Origin of the sequence: Paenibacillus sp. NPDC058177 (assembly GCF_042883835.1) — a bacterium.
Taxonomy (GTDB): domain Bacteria; phylum Bacillota; class Bacilli; order Paenibacillales; family Paenibacillaceae; genus Paenibacillus_AQ; species Paenibacillus_AQ agri.
Genome location: NZ_JBHVVB010000002.1, coordinates 68375 through 88466, shown reverse-complemented (window position 1 = coordinate 88466; position 20092 = coordinate 68375). Strand labels below are relative to the sequence as shown.

General features: G+C 50.4%; 18 protein-coding genes and 2 riboswitches. Of the genes, 16 read left to right on the top strand and 2 right to left on the bottom strand.

Annotated features, from left to right (window positions below; genetic code table 11):
- Positions 1-124 precede the first annotated feature (124 nt).
- The 4 genes from ACFVU8_RS10430 to ACFVU8_RS10415 are packed head-to-tail and all read left to right on the top strand — an operon-like array spanning position 125 to position 3621.
- On the top strand, positions 125-1087 hold the full coding sequence (locus ACFVU8_RS10430; RefSeq protein WP_379465599.1) for a metal ABC transporter solute-binding protein, Zn/Mn family: 963 nt from the start codon (positions 125-127) through the stop codon (positions 1085-1087).
- Between the two features lies 1 nt (position 1088).
- The gene (locus ACFVU8_RS10425) at positions 1089-1823 is read left to right on the top strand and encodes a metal ABC transporter ATP-binding protein (protein WP_175373755.1); all 735 of its coding nucleotides are present in this window, start codon (positions 1089-1091) and stop codon (positions 1821-1823) included.
- Positions 1820-2746, top strand: a complete 927-nt coding sequence (locus ACFVU8_RS10420) for a metal ABC transporter permease (protein ID WP_379465598.1) — start codon at positions 1820-1822, stop codon at positions 2744-2746. The genes ACFVU8_RS10425 and ACFVU8_RS10420 overlap by 4 nt, the downstream gene beginning before the upstream one ends.
- Positions 2746-3621, top strand: coding sequence for a metal ABC transporter permease (locus ACFVU8_RS10415; RefSeq protein WP_066363472.1), 876 nt, complete (start codon positions 2746-2748; stop codon positions 3619-3621). The genes ACFVU8_RS10420 and ACFVU8_RS10415 overlap by 1 nt, the downstream gene beginning before the upstream one ends.
- Positions 3622-3661: 40 nt before the next feature.
- On the opposite strand, the gene ACFVU8_RS10410 is transcribed toward ACFVU8_RS10415, so the two are convergent.
- Entirely contained in the window at positions 3662-4831 is a 1170-nt protein-coding gene (locus ACFVU8_RS10410) for a PstS family phosphate ABC transporter substrate-binding protein (protein ID WP_379465597.1), read from the bottom strand.
- Positions 4832-5038: 207 nt separating this feature from the next.
- Positions 5039-5188: riboswitch (FMN riboswitch) on the top strand.
- A gap of 129 nt (positions 5189-5317) precedes the next feature.
- On the opposite strand from ACFVU8_RS10410, the gene ACFVU8_RS10405 reads away from it, so the two are divergent.
- The 7 genes from ACFVU8_RS10405 to ACFVU8_RS10375 all read left to right on the top strand — a co-directional run bounded on the left by ACFVU8_RS10405 (position 5318) and on the right by ACFVU8_RS10375 (position 13421).
- On the top strand, positions 5318-6271 hold the full coding sequence (locus ACFVU8_RS10405; RefSeq protein ID WP_379465596.1) for a DMT family transporter: 954 nt from the start codon (positions 5318-5320) through the stop codon (positions 6269-6271).
- 276 nt (positions 6272-6547) lie between these two features.
- Entirely contained in the window at positions 6548-7213 is a 666-nt protein-coding gene (locus tag ACFVU8_RS10400) for a stage V sporulation protein AA (protein WP_379465595.1), read from the top strand.
- Positions 7210-7635, top strand: a complete 426-nt coding sequence (locus tag ACFVU8_RS10395; RefSeq protein ID WP_379465594.1) for a stage V sporulation protein AB — start codon at positions 7210-7212, stop codon at positions 7633-7635. The genes ACFVU8_RS10400 and ACFVU8_RS10395 overlap by 4 nt, the downstream gene beginning before the upstream one ends.
- A gap of 1363 nt (positions 7636-8998) precedes the next feature.
- Positions 8999-10765 carry a spore germination protein gene (locus ACFVU8_RS10390; protein WP_387427999.1) on the top strand — a complete coding sequence of 589 codons (1767 nt, stop codon included), beginning with the start codon at positions 8999-9001 and terminating at the stop codon, positions 10763-10765.
- A 187-nt stretch (positions 10766-10952) separates the two neighbouring features.
- Entirely contained in the window at positions 10953-12284 is a 1332-nt protein-coding gene (gene lysA / locus ACFVU8_RS10385; RefSeq protein ID WP_387427297.1) for a diaminopimelate decarboxylase, read from the top strand.
- 140 nt (positions 12285-12424) lie between these two features.
- On the top strand, positions 12425-12856 hold the full coding sequence (locus ACFVU8_RS10380) for a peptidylprolyl isomerase (protein ID WP_379205516.1): 432 nt from the start codon (positions 12425-12427) through the stop codon (positions 12854-12856).
- 169 nt (positions 12857-13025) lie between these two features.
- On the top strand, positions 13026-13421 hold the full coding sequence (locus ACFVU8_RS10375; protein ID WP_175373747.1) for a nitrous oxide-stimulated promoter family protein: 396 nt from the start codon (positions 13026-13028) through the stop codon (positions 13419-13421).
- 6 nt (positions 13422-13427) lie between these two features.
- On the opposite strand, the gene ACFVU8_RS10370 is transcribed toward ACFVU8_RS10375, so the two are convergent.
- On the bottom strand, positions 13428-14186 hold the full coding sequence (locus ACFVU8_RS10370; RefSeq protein ID WP_175373746.1) for a YwaF family protein: 759 nt from the start codon (positions 14184-14186) through the stop codon (positions 13428-13430).
- Positions 14187-14429: 243 nt separating this feature from the next.
- On the opposite strand from ACFVU8_RS10370, the gene mscL reads away from it, so the two are divergent.
- The 5 genes from mscL to ACFVU8_RS10345 all read left to right on the top strand — a co-directional run bounded on the left by mscL (position 14430) and on the right by ACFVU8_RS10345 (position 19998).
- Positions 14430-14822, top strand: a complete 393-nt coding sequence (mscL, locus tag ACFVU8_RS10365) for a large conductance mechanosensitive channel protein MscL (protein WP_379465591.1) — start codon at positions 14430-14432, stop codon at positions 14820-14822.
- An 86-nt stretch (positions 14823-14908) separates the two neighbouring features.
- A complete protein-coding gene (locus ACFVU8_RS10360; RefSeq protein WP_387427295.1) occupies positions 14909-16483 on the top strand; it encodes a helix-turn-helix domain-containing protein in 1575 nt (524 codons plus the stop codon).
- 116 nt (positions 16484-16599) lie between these two features.
- Complete coding sequence (locus ACFVU8_RS10355; RefSeq protein ID WP_387427294.1) at positions 16600-17619, top strand: ABC transporter substrate-binding protein; 1020 nt, start codon at positions 16600-16602, stop codon at positions 17617-17619.
- Between the two features lie 180 nt (positions 17620-17799).
- Positions 17800-17959, top strand: a riboswitch (FMN riboswitch).
- Between the two features lie 238 nt (positions 17960-18197).
- Positions 18198-19298, top strand: coding sequence for a bifunctional diaminohydroxyphosphoribosylaminopyrimidine deaminase/5-amino-6-(5-phosphoribosylamino)uracil reductase RibD (ribD, locus tag ACFVU8_RS10350; RefSeq protein WP_379465931.1), 1101 nt, complete (start codon positions 18198-18200; stop codon positions 19296-19298).
- A 19-nt stretch (positions 19299-19317) separates the two neighbouring features.
- Positions 19318-19998 (top strand): riboflavin synthase, encoded by a 681-nt coding sequence (locus ACFVU8_RS10345; protein ID WP_387427292.1) that lies wholly within the window; start codon positions 19318-19320, stop codon positions 19996-19998.
- Positions 19999-20092: the final 94 nt, after the last annotated feature.

Genomic DNA, 20092 nt, shown 5'->3' with positions numbered 1-20092 from the left:
GCGATAAGGAATTAATTTTGGTTATAGAAACAATTGTTTCCCTAGGGAAAAACATTTTCGTGAGGTCATTTATTTATTTTTCAAAAAATTACCTGATCATCAGGTTGCAAGAGGAGGAAACAAAATGAGAGAGAGACTGAAGGGCAGGAAGGCAAGGTGTGGCATTGCTCTGTCCTTGGTGTTGTCATTGGTATTATCGGCATGTTCAGCAGAAGGTCAGGAACGCAAGGGAGCAGCGGCGGATGGGAAAATCGCTATTGTTACCACTATCGCACAGATTGCTGAGCCGCTATCTATTATTGGCGGGGATAAGGTTAGCGTCAGCAGTTTGATGGGCCCTGGTGTGGACCCTCACCTGTATAACGCGACGCAGGGGGATATTAAGAAGATGGCTTCGGCGGACATCGTATTCTACAGCGGGCTCCATTTGGAGGGCAATATGACGGAGGTCTTTGAGCAGATAGGCAAAACTAAGCCGGTGAAGGCGATTGCTGAAGCCATTCCTGAGGATTTGCGGCTGAAGGATGAGAAGGGGGATATCGATCCCCATGTCTGGTTTGACATTGATCTTTGGGGAACGGCGCTTGGTTCCGCTACAGACGGGCTGAAGGAGCATTTTCCAGAACATGCCGAGCTGTTTGAAGCCAATAAGAATGACTATCTGAAAAAGCTGGATGAGTTGAAGACAGAGTCAGCAGACATGATGAGCACCATTCCTGAAAAGCAGAGAGTGCTGGTAACCGCCCATGATGCTTTTGGCTATTTTGGACGGATGCATGGTTTGAAGGTGGTTGGCCTGCAAGGACTTAGCACTGAAGATGAGATTGGCATCACGGATGTTGATGATACCATAGGATTGCTTCTGGAGTATAAGGTTCCTGCTGTGTTTGTAGAGAGCAGTGTCAACCAGAACTCCATCAATGCGGTGATCCAGGGCGCAGGCAGCAGAGGGCTTAAGGTGAAGCTCGGCGGCGAATTGTTCTCGGATGCGATGGGGGATGGCGGGACCCCGGAAGGAACTTATATCGGGATGTATCGACATAACGTCAAGACCATCGCTACGGCGCTTGGTGGGGGAGGTAACTAATATGCAAGGACTAAGTGTCACAGGTTTGTCGGCCGCTTATCGGAAAAGTAAAGTCCTGGACGAAGTTAATTTCAAGCTGCCTAAAGGATCGCTAACCGGGATTGTCGGCCCCAACGGCGCGGGCAAGTCGACCCTGCTGAAGGTGATGCTGGAGCTGCATCCGAAGCTCGGGGGGACGGTTCACTTTGCTGGAAAGCCGCTAAAGACGATGCGCAAAAAAATCGGCTATGTCCCGCAGCGTGGCTCTGTGGACTGGGATTTCCCTACAGATGCGCTGGATGTCGTAATGATGGGGCTGTATGGAAATGTGGGGTGGATGAAGTCACCTAAAGCACGGCATCGCGAACAGGCGATGGCGGCACTGGAGCAGATGGGCATGGCGGATTATGCCCGCCGCCAGATCAGCCAGCTGTCTGGTGGACAGCAGCAGCGGGTCTTTCTGGCCCGTGCACTGGTCCAGGATGCCGAACTTTATTTTATGGATGAACCGCTCGCAGGCGTGGATGCAGCCACGGAGCAGGCGATCATGACTACGCTAAGAGAGTTGAAAGGGCGTAGTAAGACAGTTATGGTCGTGCATCATGATCTCCAGACCGTGGAGGATTACTTTGATCATGTGCTGCTGCTTAACCGCACGGTGATGAATTACGGGGAGACAGCGGATGTGTTCACGAAAGACAATGTGTACCGGACCTACGGGGCGGGCCTGCGCTGGAGACAAGAGGTGCCGTCATGACGCTCCTACTGTCACCGAATGCTTGGTGGGTATTGCTTAGCATGCTCGTGCTCGGTGTCGCCTCAGGAATGATTGGCTGTCTTGCCTATTGGAAGCGGCAAAGTCTGATGAGCGACGCGCTGTCCCACGCGGCATTGCCGGGCGTAGTTATTGCTTTTGCCATCACCGGTGTGAAAATACTGCCTGTTCTGATCTTGGGAGCGGCCATCAGCGCACTGATCGGTGCGTTCCTGGTGCAATGGGTTGTTTCCTCCAGCCGGATCAAGGAAGATACAGCGATGGGTATCGTGCTGTCCGTGTTCTTCGGTCTTGGGATTATGCTGCTCACAATTGTGAACCGGACTGGGGGCGGTAATGTGAGCGGTCTCGACGGATTCATCTTCGGGCAGGCAGCTTCCATGGTCCGCACCGATGTCTACACTATGAGTGCGCTGGGCCTGGTGGTCATCTCCATCGTCTGGCTGGGGTTTAAAGAATGGAAGCTGTTTCTATTTGACCCTGCCTTTGCCAAAGGTCTTGGTCTGTCGGTCCGGCTGATGAACAGTCTCTATTCAGGTGTGTTGGTACTGGTGATTGTTATAGGTATTCAAGCCGTTGGGGTTATTCTCATGTCCGCCTTGTTGATTATTCCAGCGGTGAGCGCAAGGTACTGGACGCATTCCTTTAAATGGATGCTGATCGGTGCAGCACTTATCGGGGGCGGATCAGGCGTTATTGGAACGGTGATAAGTACGATGGGTAAAGGATGGCCTACGGGTCCTTTCATTGTTGTTTCATCTGCGGCCTTCTTCGTGGTTTCTCTGCTGTTCGGTGCCCAGAAAGGTCTAGTGATTGTTCACCTGCAGCAGCGCAGCAGAATAAAGAGTGAAGTGTCGGTTCCGGCCGAGAGAGAGAAAATAGTCGTGAAGGAGGGGGGATACTGATGAGCTATACAGGCTGGATTTTGCTTACCGCATCACTGGTAGGTCTGTCATGCGGCACTATCGGCGTCTTGTTGATTTTACGCAGAATGGCGATGATGGCAGATGCCATCAGTCATACCGTGCTCCTGGGTATTGTTGTTGCTTTTTTGGTCACCCGTGAATTGAGCGGCTATCACATGCTGATCGGCGCTGTCGTGGCGGGGTTATTGACTTCGATATTGATCCAGTGGCTGCAGTCGCGCGGAGTACAGGGTGAGGCGTCGATTGGGGTGGTATTCACGACCTTGTTTGCAGTGGGAGTGATCCTGATCGCTACGAAAGTGGGCAACGCCCATTTGGACGTGAAGCATGCTTTGATGGGCGAAATCACCTTTGTGCCTTGGACGACGGTGCATTTGCCATGGATTGGCGACATTCCCGAGGCCACCTTCATCCTATCCATTGTATTGTTGGTGGTTCTAGCGGCCGTAATTGGATTCTATAAAGAATGGAAAATAACATCCTTTGATCCTGCATTGGCTGCCAGCATCGGGATTCCGGTTGTCGTTATGCACTATGCGTTCATGTCGTTGCTGTCGATTACTACAGTGGCAGCGTTTGATGCAGTAGGGGCCATTATGGTCGTCGCCATGCTGATCACTCCAGCAGCTTCAGCCTATCTTTGGACAGACCGCTTGTCCCTGATGTTTGTGCTCAGTGGGGGCTTTGGCGTCCTGGCTGCAGTCGCAGGATACTATACCGCAGCTTGGCTCGATACGTCGATATCGGGTTCGATGGCTTTTGCTACCGGGGTACTGTTCATGATCAGTTTCCTGGCCTCCCCGAAGCATGGATTGCTTTCAAAGCTACTGTCACCTACAGTTGCAGCTGAATAAATCAATGGATGTTCCAAGCGGATGGAACATCCAGCGAGTCTTATTTCAAAGAAGTATAACCTGTCTTCTCCACCAGTTCCTGTCCCTGTGGTGAGGTGATCCAGTCGAGAAACGGCTCAATGTTAGGATTGCTGCTGCCGGCAGTGACGGCATAAAACTCGGTGGCAAAAGAATATTCACCATTACGAATTGTGGTTCTCTCCGGGCGTATCCCATCGATCTCCAGTAGTGCAATCTCTCCATCACGGTTTAGCTCGGAGGCGTAGAACAGGAAGCTGTAGCCTAGCGCATTTCGGAAATTGCGGTAGTTTGCAGTCCGGCTTATTATACCGCTCATAAGGTCGGCGACATCCTCCTGCGGAGGGGTCATAAGCGGCGTGTTCCCCATGACCTTCTGCAGCATGGTCTGGCTGCCGCTGTCCTCAGGGCGCTGGAAGGCCCGAATCCCGTTGTTGCTGCCGCCTACCTCTTTCCAATTTGTGATTTTTCCCGAGTAGATATGCTTTATTTGTTCAATGGTAAGCCCCTTGACCGGATTGCGCCGGTTCACAAAGAATACGAAGGCCTCCCGGCCAATCGGCGTCAGCTTGAGCTGTACGCCTTTTTGCTGTGCTTCCTTCAGCTGAGACTGGGATGGGGCCGCGGCAAAGATCATATCGACTTCGCCTTCAAGCAAGCGTTTATAGGCCACCGGAGTTGTTGAACAGGTGATTAAGCTGTCTGCGCCATAAGGCTGGTACTCGCCTGAAGGATACACAGCCTGGGCAAAGGACGCATATAGCGGATAAAGAGCAGTGGCCCCGTCAAGACGCGGAAGATCTTCACGAATAGTAAAGGTCGTAGGTTTGGTGAGTGCAGCGGCTTTGGAATCCGGGACGAAAGGGGCATACTGTGCCAGGTTGACCTCCTGCTCGTTGATCTCGCCAAAGCTGTTCACATACACTTTGCTAAGCTCAAAGCCAGCAGTAGATAGTAGGCAGAGCCCGGCGAATGAGAGCAGTACGATGTGCCTGGTCCGCCGCTTCAATATTTGGAATATCGTGATGACAGAGTAGGCGGCCAAGAAAGCAGTGGCAGTGATCAGAAGCGGCACATAGAATTTGAGGCCGAGATTCAGAGCGGTTATGAGGGTAGTGATAAATCCGATCAGGGTGATACCGCCTACGGCAACGACGGAGAATAGCAACTTTGTCCAGAATGATTCCTTCACAGTGAGGGATGCTCCTTTATCTTGAAAATAAGAATAATGTAATTAATTGGATTATACCTTAAATATCCCATTTATGTAGTGGGAAATCTCTCGTTTTCAGAGACGAAATTGCTTTTGTTGTATGAAAGAAATATGAATATTTTCATAAAAGGCTGGACGAATGGCTACAGAAGGTTTATTGTTGGTTGTGAAAATAATAACGGAATACAAGATTCTCGGGGTAGGTGAAATTCCTAACCGGCGGTAATGTTCAGAGTGAACAAAGCCCGCGACTCGTCTCCACCTGTTAGCAGGAGAGGCGACTGATCTGGTGCAATTCCAGAGCCGACGGTAAAGTCCGGATGGGAGAGGATCATAAGATAAAGGCGCAGGGCCTGTTTCCTGTACGCTTTTATTGATAATACCCCCGAGTATTGCCTGTTCTAAGGCATATCGGGGGTTTTTGGTCTCTTAATCGAGGGTTTGTATCGACAAGGAGAATGTAAGATGAGTAATGTATCTGCTTCATCATCCGTAGTGCGTCCGGCGCGTCTGCGGGGCGGTTTTTGGCTGGTTGTCATGGGGGCGGCGCTGTGGGGTGTAGACCCGCTCTTTCGCATCATCCTGCTCAAGTCGTTGACCTCTTCGCAAATTGTATTGCTGGAGCATGTTGTGTTGTTTTTGGCCGCTTTTCCGGTTCTTTGGCGCCACCGCGCTGAACTGAAAGCTATCCGCTTCCGTCAAGCGGGAGCACTGTTGATTGTCTCCTGGGGCGGCTCAGCAGTTGCTACGATTCTGTTCACCATGGCATTGTCCAGTGGCGATCTTAATGCCGTACTGCTGCTGCAGAAGCTGCAGCCGTTGTTCGCTATCGGGCTTGCGGCCCTCCTGCTCAAGGAGAGATTGCCGAAACATTTTGCACCTCTGATGATCGTAGCCTTGGCGGGAACGTATCTGCTTACCTTCGGTTGGAGCATTCCTTTCGGTCATGTGAACAATTTTATTAGCATCAGCAGTGTTATGGCGCTGGGAGCGGCTGCGCTATGGGGAGGGTCCACTGTAATGGGCCGCTATCTGCTGGGCTCTATGAAATATGAGACGGTAACATCACTGCGTTTCATCTTGGCCCTGCCTTTATTGTTCGTCGTTACGGCGTTGGAACGGGCGCCTTGGCAATTCCAGGGTGGGATTGGAGCAACCTCTGCTGTGGCCATCAATCTGCTGCTGCAGGCGCTACTCCCGGGACTACTAAGTATGTTATTGTATTACAAGGGACTTAGCACAACCAAGGCTTCTTTTGCGACACTAGCCGAACTTAGTTTTCCAATGACCGGTGTCGTCATTAACTGGGTGGTGTTCAACCAACTGGTCACCCTACCGCAAATTATCGGGTTTGCACTAATCTGGACCGCGCTATTCTTCATCTCAAACCAACAGTCCAGGCAGCAAAGCCTCGGATAACATATTTTGTTTCAGTAGCATGTTTGTTGTACGCCTGAGGGGACATACCCCAGGGCTAAGCTTCGTCTAAAAAGCACCTGTTTCCCTGGACTATCCAGTGGAACAGGTGCTTTTTTATGTGACTGAAAGCAGAACGGCGCTACGTGAAATCCTCCAATTCCCATTACAAGAGTAAAATTCAGCCTTTTCTCCCATACTACTCTTATTCTTTTCTTCAACCCCTATGGAGTCTTGCCCACCTTAGGCAGCTCCAGATCCCCTTTAGGAGGAATATGGATGACACACCATTCGGCGGCCACCATTTTCATACAGCTCAAAAACCGGGTGTCAGTTCCCAAAGGTCAGGGGGTGATGCTCCGGGATATTGCCAATCTCATTACGGCCCCGGAGTGGGAGGACGCGCTGTACTCTCTAATGTTGATTCAACCCAAGCTAAGTGATGGCAACTTGATTCTGATTGATCTGCTAATGGTGATTCCGCGAATTCACGAGATTCTGCCAGGCGTAGAAATCCAGCTTATCGGCGAAGGCAGGACGATTGTACAGATTATAGGACCGGTGGAGTCACGGCCTCCGTCAACGGCGATGTTCGTGCTTGTGTGGCTGTTGTTGTTCTTTGGTTCAGCACTGACGATTATGAACTTTCATGCGGATGTAAGTATGCAGGAGGTCCAGATCCGCATTGTAGAGATGTTAACAGGGCATAAGGATGAACATCCTTATCTGTTCCAGATTGCCTATTCCGTAGGCATTGGGCTGGGGATGGTGATTTTCTTCAACCATTTATTCAAGAAAAAATGGAATGAGGAGCCAACCCCGCTGGAAGTCGAGATGTTCCTGTACCAGAAAAATATTGACCAATATGTGGTTAACGAGGAATACGCCAAATTGAGGCGGCGTGAAGCCATTATACCGGAGAACACGGAGGGTGGGGGGCAATGACAGCACCGATATCACTGGGAATTAATCTGTTGCTGGGCATTGCGGGAGGAATCGCCGTCGGTGGTGGAGTGATTGCTCTCTTCGTTGTGCTGGACATCATCCCCCGGCTGGCGCAACTGACCTCTTCTTACGATAAAGTGCACTGGTATGAAGGAGCGATGGTTGCAGGGTCGCTGCTGGGTACCATCAGTGATTTCTGGAACTGGAAAATAACCTCGGGTCCATTGGTAGAAATAGCCGTGGGCTTGTTTGACGGTATCTTTATCGGTATGTTAGCCGCCGCATTAACTGAAGTATTGAATGTGCTCCCGATTCTGGCGAAACGCCTGCAAATGGTTCATCGCCTGTTCGGGCTGTTGATGGCAATGACTGCCGGTAAGGTCATGGGCTCATTATTTGACTGGTTTGTGTATTTAAAGTAAAGGAGGGTATGGAATGAACAAATTTATTCACAGCGGGGATTCGGTAGAGAAAAGCGTGCCGGTAAAGGATTCGGGATCGATAGAAGAAACGAAGACATCGTCCGCAGATGATGTGAAAAGTAAGAATCAGGAGCTTGAGGCCTCCGGGGAGTTGGGTGCTGAGGAGAGGAACTCTGAAGAAACAACAGAGGCAGGAGAAGCAAGCAATGCAACAAGTGGCCTCCCAGGGGAAGGTGCAACTGGTGACGGATCAATCAGCGATAGCGCTAGGGGCGAAAGTCCAGCTGGTGAAGGATCAATTAGTGGCAGCACTAGAGTTGAAGGTGTTACTGGTGACGGATCGACCAGTGGTGGCAGCAACAGCGGCGAAGGAGCTATTGGTAAAGGATCAACAAGCGACAGTGCTAGGGGTGAAAGTGCGACAGGCAGTGAATTAACAAGTGGTAGCACCGAGAGCGAAGACTCAACTGGTGCTGACTTCAGCAGCAATAATTCAGCAAATGAGCATTCTACGCTTAATAGTTCCACGGCTGAGCATCAGGCTACGGAAGGGTTCAGCAGTGGCCCTTCCAGTCATGATGATCATGCAGCCGCTGATAATGTTACTGCAGGGGATGCTGCCGGTGCTACCTCTGGTACCACTAGTAGTGCTGCTAGCGGTGGAACTGGAAACAGGCATACAGAAGTGGAGTTTGCCATGGAATCAGGCTTAGCCTCCAGCAAGACAAGCGCCGAGGCGGAGGCTTCCCGAGTGAATCCGGCATGGATTAACGGGAACAACGGCGGCGGTGAGCAAGGCCAGACTACAGGTAGTGACTTAGGTGACTCTGGCTCCCAAAATTCTTCGGAGGCTAAGCAGCAGACGGATTCCCAGACATCCAGGAAGGATTCAAAGACGGCAGAGCCTGGGTCCTCCTCTGAACAAAATGAGGAACAAGAGGTAGACGCTAATCCAAATAGCAGTAGTGGCAGTAATAGCAATAATGAGAGTAATAGCAGTAATGACAGTAATGACAGTAATGACAGTGATGACAGTAGTGGCAGTAACAGCGCAGGAAGCTCACAGGATGTAGAGGTCTCCGGTGAGCTAGGAGATCAGGAGCAGGACCAGGAGAACGGGGGCAAAGGGCTGTTCGCAAGACTTTTCGGATTCTTCGCAGATGATGAAGAGGATTCCGATCAAGACGACCAAGGCGGAGATGACGGAAGCGGCGGACAGTCGCAAGATTCGCAAGGACAACAACAAGCCGCCGCTTCGAGTGGTCAGGTACAGAAGGGTCAAGGCAAGCAAAGTAAAGCGCAACAAGGGCAGCAAGAGCAAGGCCAAGAGCAGCAAGTGCAAGGCCAAGGCCAAGAGCAGCAAGTGGAAGACCAACAACAAGCAGCTAACAATTCGCACCAAAAATCAGCCCGGAACGATCAACAGCAGAAAGTAGATACGGTTGGAAACGAGCAGGGTAGGCAGGGTCCACAGACCCAAGAAGGGGCTTCTGGCAAGAAAGGGAAAAGTACGGATCAAGCTCAGGCTAAGGGTCAGGATCAAGCTCAGACTAAAGGTCAGGATCGAGGTAAAGAGCAGGATCCGCTGCAATTAAAACGCCAGAACGAACGGTCTGATTCCCTGGAGGAGTCTGTGGTTTACTGGCAGGGGAAGGATGATATCCCGGATTCGCTAGAAAGTATTAAGGATACACTGACAGAGGTTATAGGACTGGGGTCTTCCTTTGATATTGTTTTCAGGGAGATGAAGTTTGGGGGCGCTAATGCTGCCCTGTTCTGTATCAGTGGATTTGCCAAAGATAACATATTGGATGAAATCCTGAAGCGGTTGACCTATCTCACGCCTGAACATTTGTCGACGGATGTGCTGGTGAGTTTCATGGACCTCTATATTCCTCACATACAAGTGGAGAAGGGAGAACTGCTTAGCGAAACTATCAATAAGGTATTGTCAGGCATGAGCGCACTGTTCATTGAGGGAGAGACCCAGGTCATCGTGATGGATACCCGGAGCTACCCCAGCCGAAATCCGGAAGAGCCTTCCATTGAGCGGGTGGTGCGTGGTGCGCGAGACGGATTTACAGAGACTCTGCTTAGCAATATTGCACTAGTCAGACGGAGGCTGCGTGATCCCGGTCTGAAATTCGAGATGCATCAGGTCGGCCGCCGGACGCGAACCGATGTCTGTGTGGCTTACATTGACGACATCGTAGACAAGGCGTTAGTGAAGTCAGTTACGGATAAAATCACAAGTGTGGATATTGATGGTATCCCTCTTGCCGATAAGCAGCTGGAAGAGGCGATCGTAGACGGAGGCTGGAACCCCTATCCGTTGGTCCGCTATTCGGAGAGGCCGGATAATGTATCCTCCCATTTACTGGAGGGGCGGGTGGTCGTTTTTGTGGATACCTCTCCCAGTGTAATGGTGCTCCCAACGACCTTCTTCGATCTTTGCCAGCATGCCGAGGAGAACCGTCAAACCCCTTTTATGGGCAGTTACTTGCGGTGGGTCCGCTTCCTTGGAATTTTCGCTTCGATGTTTCTGTTGCCGTTGTGGTTGCTGCTGGTTATCCATCCCGAGCTGAAACCGCCTATGTTGGACTTTATTGGGCCACAAAAAGTGGCCAAGATTCCCTTGCTGGCCCAGTTTCTGATTGTGGAGCTTGGGGTAGATTTGCTGCGGATGGCAGCGGTACACACACCGACACCTTTAGGCTCGGCGATGGGCTTGATCGCTGCTATTCTGGTTGGCGACATTGCGGTGAAGACAGGGCTATTCGTTAACGAGGTAGTGCTATATATGGCGGTTGCTTCCATCGGGATGTTCGCTACACCGAGCTACGAGCTTGGACTTGCGAACCGGATTATCAGGCTTGTACTCCTGCTCGCGGTGGCTGCATTTCAGGTGCCCGGCTTTATGATTGGGACTACACTTCTAATTGTGTTGTTGACAATACACCGGTCGTACAACTCTCCATATTTGTGGCCTTTTATACCTTTTAATGCAAAGGCTATGGGGGAAATTCTGCTTCGTCAACCTGTTCTGAATTCGAAAACGAGGCCTTCTTTCAATAAAACCAGGGATAATACAAGAATGCCGCCTGTACAGGACAACGAACAACAAACATAAGGATAATACAAATCAACTGCAAATTAGTCCATTCTATGTAGTTCCTTCTGTCTGGTATACTGAATATACTAACCAGCCCCCACAATGTGGATTTTTGTCCGAAGCTTAAGAGCAGGGACGTTGCGGGGACCCTGAGCATACAATAGACAGATGGAATGCGTATTCCATAGAAACTGGAGGACTGAGAATGTTTTTACACGGGACGAGCCGGATTAACGATGCGGGTCATTTGGAGATTGGTGGATGTGATGTAACGGATTTGAAAGCGGAGTATGGAACACCGCTATATATAATGGACGAGCAGCTAGTCCGTCGCCGCTGCCGCGAATATATGGAGGCTTACAAGGCATCTGGACTTGGTTTTCAGGTAGCTTATGCGAGCAAGGCTTTGTCCATCATGGCTATGGTACGCTTGGCTGACGAAGAAGGCATGTCTCTTGACGTGGTATCGGATGGTGAGCTTTACACAGCGTTGCAAGCAGGATTCCCTGCAGAGCGTATCCACTTCCATGGCAACAACAAGACGTCTGAAGAAATCGAAATGGCAATTGATGCCAAGATCGGCTGCTTCGTGGCTGACAATCTCGTTGAATTGAATCTCCTGCAAGCTATTGCAGCACGCAAGGAAGTTACCGTTAACGTTCTGCTGCGCGTGACTCCAGGTGTTGAAGCGCATACCCATGAATACACCGCTACCGGTCAGACCGACTCCAAGTTCGGTTTTGACATCGGCAATGGTGCAGCTTATGAAGCTGTTAAAGTTACAAACGACAAGGCCAACCTGAATCTGCTGGGTGTGCATTCACATATCGGCTCACAAATTTTCGAGACCGAAGGCTTCCAGCTTGCTGTTGAGCGTGTAGCGGACTTTGCCCGCACCGTCAAAGAAGGACTGGATGTCGAATTCAAGGTTGTGAATCTGGGTGGCGGTTTTGGTATTCGCTATGTCGAAGGGGACACACCACTGCAAGTATCCGAATATGTAAAAGCCATCACCGATGCGGTGAAAACTTACTTTACCGGAATCTACAGCTCTCTGCCAGAGATCTGGGCAGAACCAGGCCGCAGCATCGTGGCTGAAGCGGGTACTACTTTGTACACCGTGGGTACGGAGAAGGATATTCCAGGCGTTCGCAAGTACCTTGCAGTTGACGGTGGTATGACTGATAACCCTCGTCCTGCTCTGTATCAATCCAAGTATGAGGCAATGCTCGCTAACCGCGCTAATGATCCGGCGACAGAGAAGGTCTCCATTGCTGGTAAATGCTGCGAGAGTGGCGATATGCTCATCTGGGATGTTGAACTGCCTAAAGCTGAGAGCGGTGATCTGCTGGCTGTAGCTTCCACTGGTGCATACAACTATTCCATGGCCAGCAACTACAACCGGATTCGTCGTCCCGCTATGGTCTTCGTGCAAAATGGTCAGAGTGATCTGGTCGTACGCCGTGAGAGCTACCAGGACATTATTGTTAATGATGTTGTGCCTGAACGTATTGCCAAACAGGCGGTTGCGAAGTAACAGAAGAGTTCGCAGCAAGAGGAATAACATGCATTGCAGAACAGGCGGGCTAGTCTCCGCTTGTTTTGCTTTGTGCGTGATTTCATAGTAAACTAAGAAAAGTGTTTACCATTTGGAATTTTGAAAGGGGTCATTTACATATGGCAAAGCAAGCGAAAATTACTCTTGAAAACGGCGGTGTAGTCCTGATCGATCTGTTCGATCAAGATGCTCCGAACACTGTAGCCAACTTTGAAAAGCTGGCAAACGACGGTTTCTACAACGGTCTGGTATTCCACCGTGTTATCCCTGGTTTCGTAGCACAAGGCGGCTGTCCGAACGGTACAGGTACAGGCGGCCCTGGCTACACTATCAACTGTGAGATCAACCCTAACAAGCACGAACGCGGTACACTTGCTATGGCGCATGCTGGCAAGAACACCGGCGGAAGCCAGTTCTACATCTGCTACGCTCCACAACCACACCTGGACGGCGTACACACCGTATTTGGTAAAGTTGTTGAAGGTATGGATCTTGTAGATACTTTCAAAGGTCGCGACAAAATGACTTCCGTAGAAATTATCGAAGCGTAATATATTTGTGAATTTAGGCCTGCGTTCAGCAGCCGCCTGAAGCGTTAAAGCCTGATCCGCCGTGGATCAGGCTTTTTTGCGCATAAATGTATCTTTTCTCTAGAGATAGTATTGAACAGTGCGACTTTTCATTGTAAACTTATGGAAAAATGACGGAGGAATGTGTGGCATGTCTACAGAACCGACGACAAGTAAAAGACAAGCCCGGACGCTTAATGTTGGGCCCAGAATTGGCAGGGAAAAAACTACAGTAAGGATCATGATTGTAAAATACTGCAAAGGACATGGACATTTGGGAGCCGGTCATACCAAGGCAAAGGTGGAGGAACAAGGTGTATGCGTGGAATGCGGAGAGCTTCTGGCCTACGCTTGGAAGCGGCTTGAACACTGCCGTTTCGGTGAAAATAAGACCACCTGCGGGCGCTGCCCGGTGCACTGCTATAAGCCGGACCGGCGCAGCGAGATCAAGACTGTCATGCGCTACGCCGGTCCGCGTATGATCTGGAGCCATCCGCTAACCACCTTGCGGCATATGCTCGATGGACTGACTTCCCGGCCTTCCTGACACGACTCAGTAGGGAAGACGATTCATACGTTGGTTGCGGGACCTTACTCGCTCCGGCAGCCAAAAGAACGCTAAGTACATACACAGAAACACAACGAACGCGAAGAGTTCTTCCACCAGCAGATAATAAGGATACGGCCCAAAGTAATCCAGAACGGAATACGTGCTTGGCTTTCGCATAAGGAACATGTAGTTGGAACCCAGCATAGAATTAGCAACCCAAACGCAGGCAGCAGTAAGATTCAGGCTGAGCATCGTGAAGGCAAGGGATTTCCAGCTTGGCTTGAACCCCTCAACCCAGGTCATATACAAAGAGGCGAGAATGATAGCCCCATGTGAGATGAAGAATAATAGGAAACGGAAGTGCGGGAAAGGATATACCAGGTTAGGTGTCAGCAGAGCAATTGACGCGCCGCCGATTCCGGCAAAATAAAGAAAGGCGTATAGTATCCGGCTGCGGGTAAGCAGCATGATGGCTGACAACAGCACAGTAAGCCCACATAGCTCCAGAGGCAGCGAGGAGTCCGTTTTCCAGATTCCCTGCGAGATATACCACCACTGAAGTCCAGCCTCCGAGGAGAGCAGAATAACGGCAAGCAGCAGACGAACGGACAGGCGCAGCCGTCTCCGGGTGCGCAGAGCAAATCTGCATCCGAACAGCAGCAGGCAAACAACGAGCACCGATGCCAGAGCGATCCAATGTGAGGCTGAAAACATGGAGAAGTCGGCATCGCGGCTGCGTCCAAAGAAAGAAGAATAGCTCATAGGCAGCTCCTTAAGACGAAGTTTTTTTCTAGAAAGAAAATCTATTATGGTTTCATCATAGCTGATTTCCGGGAGGTGTTGGAAGAGGATTATGCAATTATTCTCATTTTCAGTCAGATATAGAAGTTTGTTCTGCCACAAGATTTACAGCAGTAAGCCGACAGTTTCTGAAAATTCTTTGGAGTGTCGGTAAAAGTGATGCTATAATGTTTTAAAATTCCAAGCTTTGGGGAGGGTTTAGAAATGTGGAAAGAATTTAAAAGCTTTGCCCTGAAAGGAAATGTGCTCGATCTTGCCGTCGCTGTCATTATCGGTGCAGCGTTCGGGAAGATTGTCTCCTCCTTGGTGGAAGACATCATTATGCCTATTATCGGTTTGATAATTGGTGGTATCAACTTAAGCGACCTGACCTTTACCTATGGGAATGCTGTTTTGAAATACGGAGTGTTTCTGCAGACCGTGGTGGATTTCTTCATTATTGCATTCTCGATCTTTATGGCAATCAAGCTGGCCAGCAAGTTCAAGAAGAAGGAAGCGGTTAAGGCGGAGGTTGCCGAGACCCCGGAACCGGCTCCCGAGGTGGCACTGCTCACGGAAATTCGCGATTTGCTGAAGCGGCAGGAACGTGGTGTGTAAGTTGCACTTACATAGGACAAGCGCCGAGGGTAAACTCCTCGGTGCTTGTTTTTTTAAATACGAGTTTTCTGGAAAGGAATTCAAGCATGGATGTCATGAGGAAAGCAGAAATCTGGGAGTGGGAGTCTGAGCGGGCATGGATGGAAATTAGGACGAAGTTACCTCTGCTGCTGGTTAGTGAGTGTGAAGCCGTCATTTCTTTTGAGGCACAGAGCTTTGAGCTTCACAAGGGCAGCGTACTGCTATTGCGAGAGAATATTTCTGCGGTGATTCGCAGAGAGAACAAGGAATCCAAGGTGCTGAAAGTGATTTCCTTTGAGTGTTATCGTCTGGTAGAACATACGGAAGAAACCTTGGTGTACATGCGCAGCCATGACAAGCTTCCGGAAGTGGGTTATGTGGCTGATCAGTTGTCTCCAAAGGGCTGGCAGTTATTTCAGAAACTGATGAATCCAGCGAACCGCATGGAGCAAGCGGAAAAAGACTGGGTGCTTGGAGAATTACTCCGGCAAGTGCTGCAACGGATTGAGATACGGCGTGATTTTTCCACTGGAGAGACGATGCAGGAAGCTGTGCGGTACATCAATGAGCATTTTCATACTCCGCTTACTCGTGCGTCTATGGCGCAGATGGCCGGATTTCACGAAGGCACCTTTTCCCGGCTGTTTCAGAAATATATCGGTAGAAGCTTCACTGAGCATGTAACCAAGGTTCGGATTAATAAAGCTAAGGAATATCTATGCACTGAAGCCTTGACCTTGAACGATATCTCTCAGCGGATTGGCTATTCTGACGGTCTCTACCTCAGCCGCAAGTTCAAGCAGACCGTAGGCCTCTCTCCAAATGCGTTCCGTGCTGCACCGAAGCCGCAGCGGATCGCTGCGATCCAGTTCACCGGACATCTGCTCGCACTGGGAGTAAAGCCTGTGGCAGCCAGTCAAGTGCCATGGGAGACGTCGCAGCTGCTTCGGGATGAACTCGTCGGCACATTGAACCTGGAAAATGGCGAGGAGTGGGGACGGTTGCATGAGCTGAATATTGATCTGGTTCTTGCACCGCAGTATATCTTTCACTCCCGTGGCAGGCTGGAGAGGTACGAGCAGATTGGGCCTGTGATGACTTTGCCTTGGGATAAGCTCGATCGGCTGGAAGAGCTACGTCTTGTAGGGCGTATCATTGGCAGAGAAGAGGAGGCGGAGCAGTGGATCGGGCGTTACCATGAACAGGTTGAAGCAGGTAAAGGGCGTTTATCAGGTTTGATTGAGAGTGGTGAGACTGTTGGTCTGTATGAACTGCGTGGTGAAGATAGGGTGTGGATCTGGAATGTTACGAGCAGAGGTACCTATAATCTGTACAGTGCTCTGCAATTAACACCGCCGGAGCGGATCAGGCAGGAGGTTCTGAAGCCTGGGGAACATCTGGAGATTATCCTCGAAGATTTGCCCGATTATACGGCCGATCACATGTTTGTCGTTGTGGATGGTTTAAGCGGAGGCTATACTGCCGAGAATTTGCTTGAGGAGTACCCTACTTGGGAGATAGCAACTAGAGGGAGCAGGCGCAGAATTTATCCGTTGGCGCTGGAAGAGTTCTGGTGCAGTGACGGCTTGGCATTGGAGAGACAATTACAAATCCAAGTGGACTGGCTCACCGGAGAGTGACAATTGTCCATGGACAATTGGTCACATTGCGAAATGGACGAAATAGCGGAGAATGAATAAGATGATTAAGAAGTTATTGAGAAAGATAATCATTATCGAAAAAAAGGAGAGGTCATATGCGCCAACGCTTAATAAGCTTTCGCCTGATTGTGGGCGTCGTGATTCTGGCTCTGTTGCTCGCAGGGTGCGGAGGGAACACCGTCCAGACCCAGGAGACGGCGGCGAACACGCCACCATCTGACAGTACCAAGGCAGTGGAGGAGTCCACACCCGCAGTTGCTGAAGGACAGGGGGACACTCAGATTATCAACACCATAAACGGTGATGTTGAAATTCCTGCCCACCCCCAGAGGATCGTGACACAAGGTTATCTTGCTAACTTCCTGGTGTTCGGGGTGAAACCTGTCGGTGCGCCTTACTGGGAGTTAGAAAGTCCCCATTTGAAGCCGGATATGGTATCAGGCATTGACGATATCGGACAGATTACCGGCGAGTCGGTTGAGAAAATATTAGCCTTGCAGCCCGATCTGATCGTCACCGTAGGCGGGGATCAGAAGCTCAATGAGCAGTACAGTAAAATTGCACCGACAGTTGTTTTTCCATACGGTACCTTTGACAATGTACATACTGAAATGACTGCCTTCGGCAAGATCCTGGGCAAGGAAAAAGAAGCAGAGGAGTGGCTAACCCAGTTTGACGGGAAGGTGGGGAAGGCTCGTGAAGCCATCAAAGATATTGTGAAGCCTGACCAAACGTATTCCATTCTGGGGGCGTTCGGGAAGGAGTATTATGTCTATGGCGATGGAGTCAACAGAGGTGGACAAGCCATTTATCAGCAGCTCGGTCTGACGCCCCCAGCATCCGTGAAGAAGGATATGATCGACAAGGACAGGGATGCCATGGACATTTCACTGGAAAAAATGCCGGAGTACGCTGGTGACTATATTTTCTTTGATGTCTCTGGGGACGCAAAGTTTGATCCTGACAATCCAGTGTGGAAATCACTGGATGCCGTGAAGAATAACCGTGTTTTCTTTCTCGATCCGGACTTCTTCTGGCCTTATGACCCTATTGCCGTTGAGGCTCAGGTAGATAAGGTGGTCGAAATGCTTCAGAAGGGTCCTGACAATCGTTAAGTAAAGGGGACAAGTTTTGTGTCTGACATCCGGCATTTGCCGGGTGTTTTTTCTATATGAGGATCAAAAGTTGTAAAGTTACGAAAAATAAGCTAATGTACAATTTATACTTGCATTTTGGAGGGGTAAGTGTTAATTTTGTTGTAAGCAACAGCTTGATACTTCAAAATGAATAAGGTATCAATCCTTCAGGGCAGGGTGAAATTCCCTACCGGCGGTGATGTTGCTGCAAGTTAGTCTTGCAGTGCTTAGTCCGCTACCCGGACCGCGCAACAACGCGGACGGTGGACCCGGTGCAATTCCGGGACCGACAGTATAGTCTGGATGGAAGAAGGAGAGATTGGCGTTTGTCCGTTAACGGGCAGGCGTACTGAAGTGTACATTAATATCATGTGCGTTATTTCACAATTCCGTTGTTTATATAACGGTTATTTGCGCACAGTTTTATTGAAGCTCTCAGTAAACTAACTCTCAACAACCCATCTAGTCTCCTCCTGGAGTCTGAGGTGGGTTTTTTAGTTATGAAGCAGCAGATGCTGCATACAAAAAGTGCAACTTACAGATCGGAGGACAGAGAAATGGATATTATGAACGACGAGTTTTACATGTCGCTTGCCCTGGACATGGCAGAACGCGCTCAAGGACAGACTGGAATCAACCCTGTTGTAGGCTGTGTTGTGGTGAAGGACGGGGCCATGATCGGACTGGGCACGCATCTGCAACGCGGGACAGGCCACGCTGAGGTGCATGCACTGAATATGGCGGCCGGAAAAGCGGCGGGAAGCACTGCTTACGTTACCCTGGAGCCTTGCAGTCACTATGGCATTACGCCACCTTGCAGTCAGCGTCTTATTGACGAAGGCGTGGCACGGGTGGTAGTGGCTTGTGAAGACCCTAACCCGCAGGTGGCAGGACGAGGTGTTCAAATGCTGCGTGATCATGGCATTGAAGTAGAAGTGGGATTGCTGCGCGAGCGGGCACTTCGGTTGAATGAGAAGTTTATCAAGTATATTTTGACCAAACAACCCTTCGTCACGCTGAAGAGTGCCAGCACGCTGGACGGCAACCTGGCTACAAAAACAGGCGACAGCAAATGGATCTCCGGCGAGGCTGCACGGGAAATCGTACACACCATGCGTCATCGGCACCAGGGTATTATGGTCGGGGTCAATACGGTGATCGCTGATAATCCATCGCTCACGACGCGTATGGCGGTTCCTGGCTTCAATCCAGTGCGGATCATTATTGACTCGGCTTTGCGAATTCCACTGGATGCTGCAGTAGTGAGCGACGGGCTGGCCCCAACAATTATCGTGACTACAGGCTCGGCTGACGCGGCGAAGAAGGCTGTGCTGCAAGCAGCGGGTGTGCAGATTGTGGTTTGTGGCACAGGGCCGCGAGTGGATCTATCAGCAGCTATGGTGGCTCTTGGCGAGATGGAGATTGGTTCCATTCTGCTGGAGGGTGGCGGAACCCTGAACGGTGCGATGCTGGAGAGTGGTTTGGTAGATCGGGTAGTGCTGTTCTTCGCTCCTAAGATTGTGGGCGGTGGTGCAGAAGCCAAAGGCACCTTCGTTTTCCCGGGTGTGGAGAAGATGGCTGAAGCCATTACGCTAGAGGGATTGGAAGTAGAAGTGCTCGGGGATAATGTCTGTATCAGCGGTACTCCGGTACGCTAACGCCTGAGGAGGGATAGTGATGTTCACAGGTTTAATCGAGGAAGTCGGTGTTCTGCGCGGCATCTCCACTGGTGGTGAAATGATGGTGCTGAACATCGGGGCCTCCGTGATTATGGATGACCTGAAGATTGGCGACAGTATCGCGGTTAACGGGGTCTGCCTTACAGCAACCACGCTGGGGGATCATTATTTTACAGCTGATGTGATGCCACAGACTTTCCGGAACAGCAATTTGAAGGAGCTGCGAATCGGCAGCAAGGTCAACCTGGAACGGGCGATGGCAGCCGGTGGTCGATTTGGCGGTCATATCGTACAGGGGCATGTAGATGGTACGGGCACCTTTAAAAGCATCAAGCGGGACCAGAATGCAGTAGTGTTTGAGATCGCAGCAGACCGCAAGTCGCTGTACAAATACATCATTCCAAAGGGCTCTATCACGATTGATGGCATCAGTCTGACAGTAGTCACGGCAGGAACATCATCATTCACTGTGTCGGTTATCCCGCACACCTTGGGCGAGACGGTGCTTGGGCATAAACGGGCGGGAGATAGCGTGAACATCGAATGTGATGTGCTCGGCAAGTATGTGGACCATCTGTTGCGTTACGGATCTGCGGGACGAGAAGAGGAAGCAGAGGAAGCAGAGGATATCAGCTCCGGCATAAGTCACGATTTCCTGGCAGCTAACGGATTTATTTGAGACAAAATGAAGTGACTGCGGAACGAAGACGTGATTACTACACAATGACGTGATGCAGAGCAATGAAGCTTCTGTAAACGATGAGGAGGATAGA

Excerpts from the sequence above, each read along its gene's own strand:
- ACFVU8_RS10430 (WP_379465599.1), top strand. The coding sequence starts at position 125 with ATGAGAGAGAGACTGAAGGGCAGGAAGGCAAGGTGTGGCATTGCTCTG.
- ACFVU8_RS10425 (WP_175373755.1), top strand. The coding sequence starts at position 1,089 with ATGCAAGGACTAAGTGTCACAGGTTTGTCGGCCGCTTATCGGAAAAGT.
- ACFVU8_RS10420 (WP_379465598.1), top strand. The coding sequence starts at position 1,820 with ATGACGCTCCTACTGTCACCGAATGCTTGGTGGGTATTGCTTAGCATG.
- ACFVU8_RS10415 (WP_066363472.1), top strand. The coding sequence starts at position 2,746 with ATGAGCTATACAGGCTGGATTTTGCTTACCGCATCACTGGTAGGTCTG.
- ACFVU8_RS10405 (WP_379465596.1), top strand. The coding sequence starts at position 5,318 with ATGAGTAATGTATCTGCTTCATCATCCGTAGTGCGTCCGGCGCGTCTG.
- ACFVU8_RS10400 (WP_379465595.1), top strand. The coding sequence starts at position 6,548 with ATGACACACCATTCGGCGGCCACCATTTTCATACAGCTCAAAAACCGG.
- ACFVU8_RS10395 (WP_379465594.1), top strand. The coding sequence starts at position 7,210 with ATGACAGCACCGATATCACTGGGAATTAATCTGTTGCTGGGCATTGCG.
- lysA (WP_387427297.1), top strand. The coding sequence starts at position 10,953 with ATGTTTTTACACGGGACGAGCCGGATTAACGATGCGGGTCATTTGGAG.
- ACFVU8_RS10380 (WP_379205516.1), top strand. The coding sequence starts at position 12,425 with ATGGCAAAGCAAGCGAAAATTACTCTTGAAAACGGCGGTGTAGTCCTG.
- ACFVU8_RS10375 (WP_175373747.1), top strand. The coding sequence starts at position 13,026 with ATGTCTACAGAACCGACGACAAGTAAAAGACAAGCCCGGACGCTTAAT.
- ACFVU8_RS10370 (WP_175373746.1), bottom strand. The coding sequence starts at position 14,186 with ATGAGCTATTCTTCTTTCTTTGGACGCAGCCGCGATGCCGACTTCTCC.
- mscL (WP_379465591.1), top strand. The coding sequence starts at position 14,430 with ATGTGGAAAGAATTTAAAAGCTTTGCCCTGAAAGGAAATGTGCTCGAT.
- ACFVU8_RS10360 (WP_387427295.1), top strand. The coding sequence starts at position 14,909 with ATGGATGTCATGAGGAAAGCAGAAATCTGGGAGTGGGAGTCTGAGCGG.
- ACFVU8_RS10355 (WP_387427294.1), top strand. The coding sequence starts at position 16,600 with ATGCGCCAACGCTTAATAAGCTTTCGCCTGATTGTGGGCGTCGTGATT.
- ribD (WP_379465931.1), top strand. The coding sequence starts at position 18,198 with ATGGATATTATGAACGACGAGTTTTACATGTCGCTTGCCCTGGACATG.
- ACFVU8_RS10345 (WP_387427292.1), top strand. The coding sequence starts at position 19,318 with ATGTTCACAGGTTTAATCGAGGAAGTCGGTGTTCTGCGCGGCATCTCC.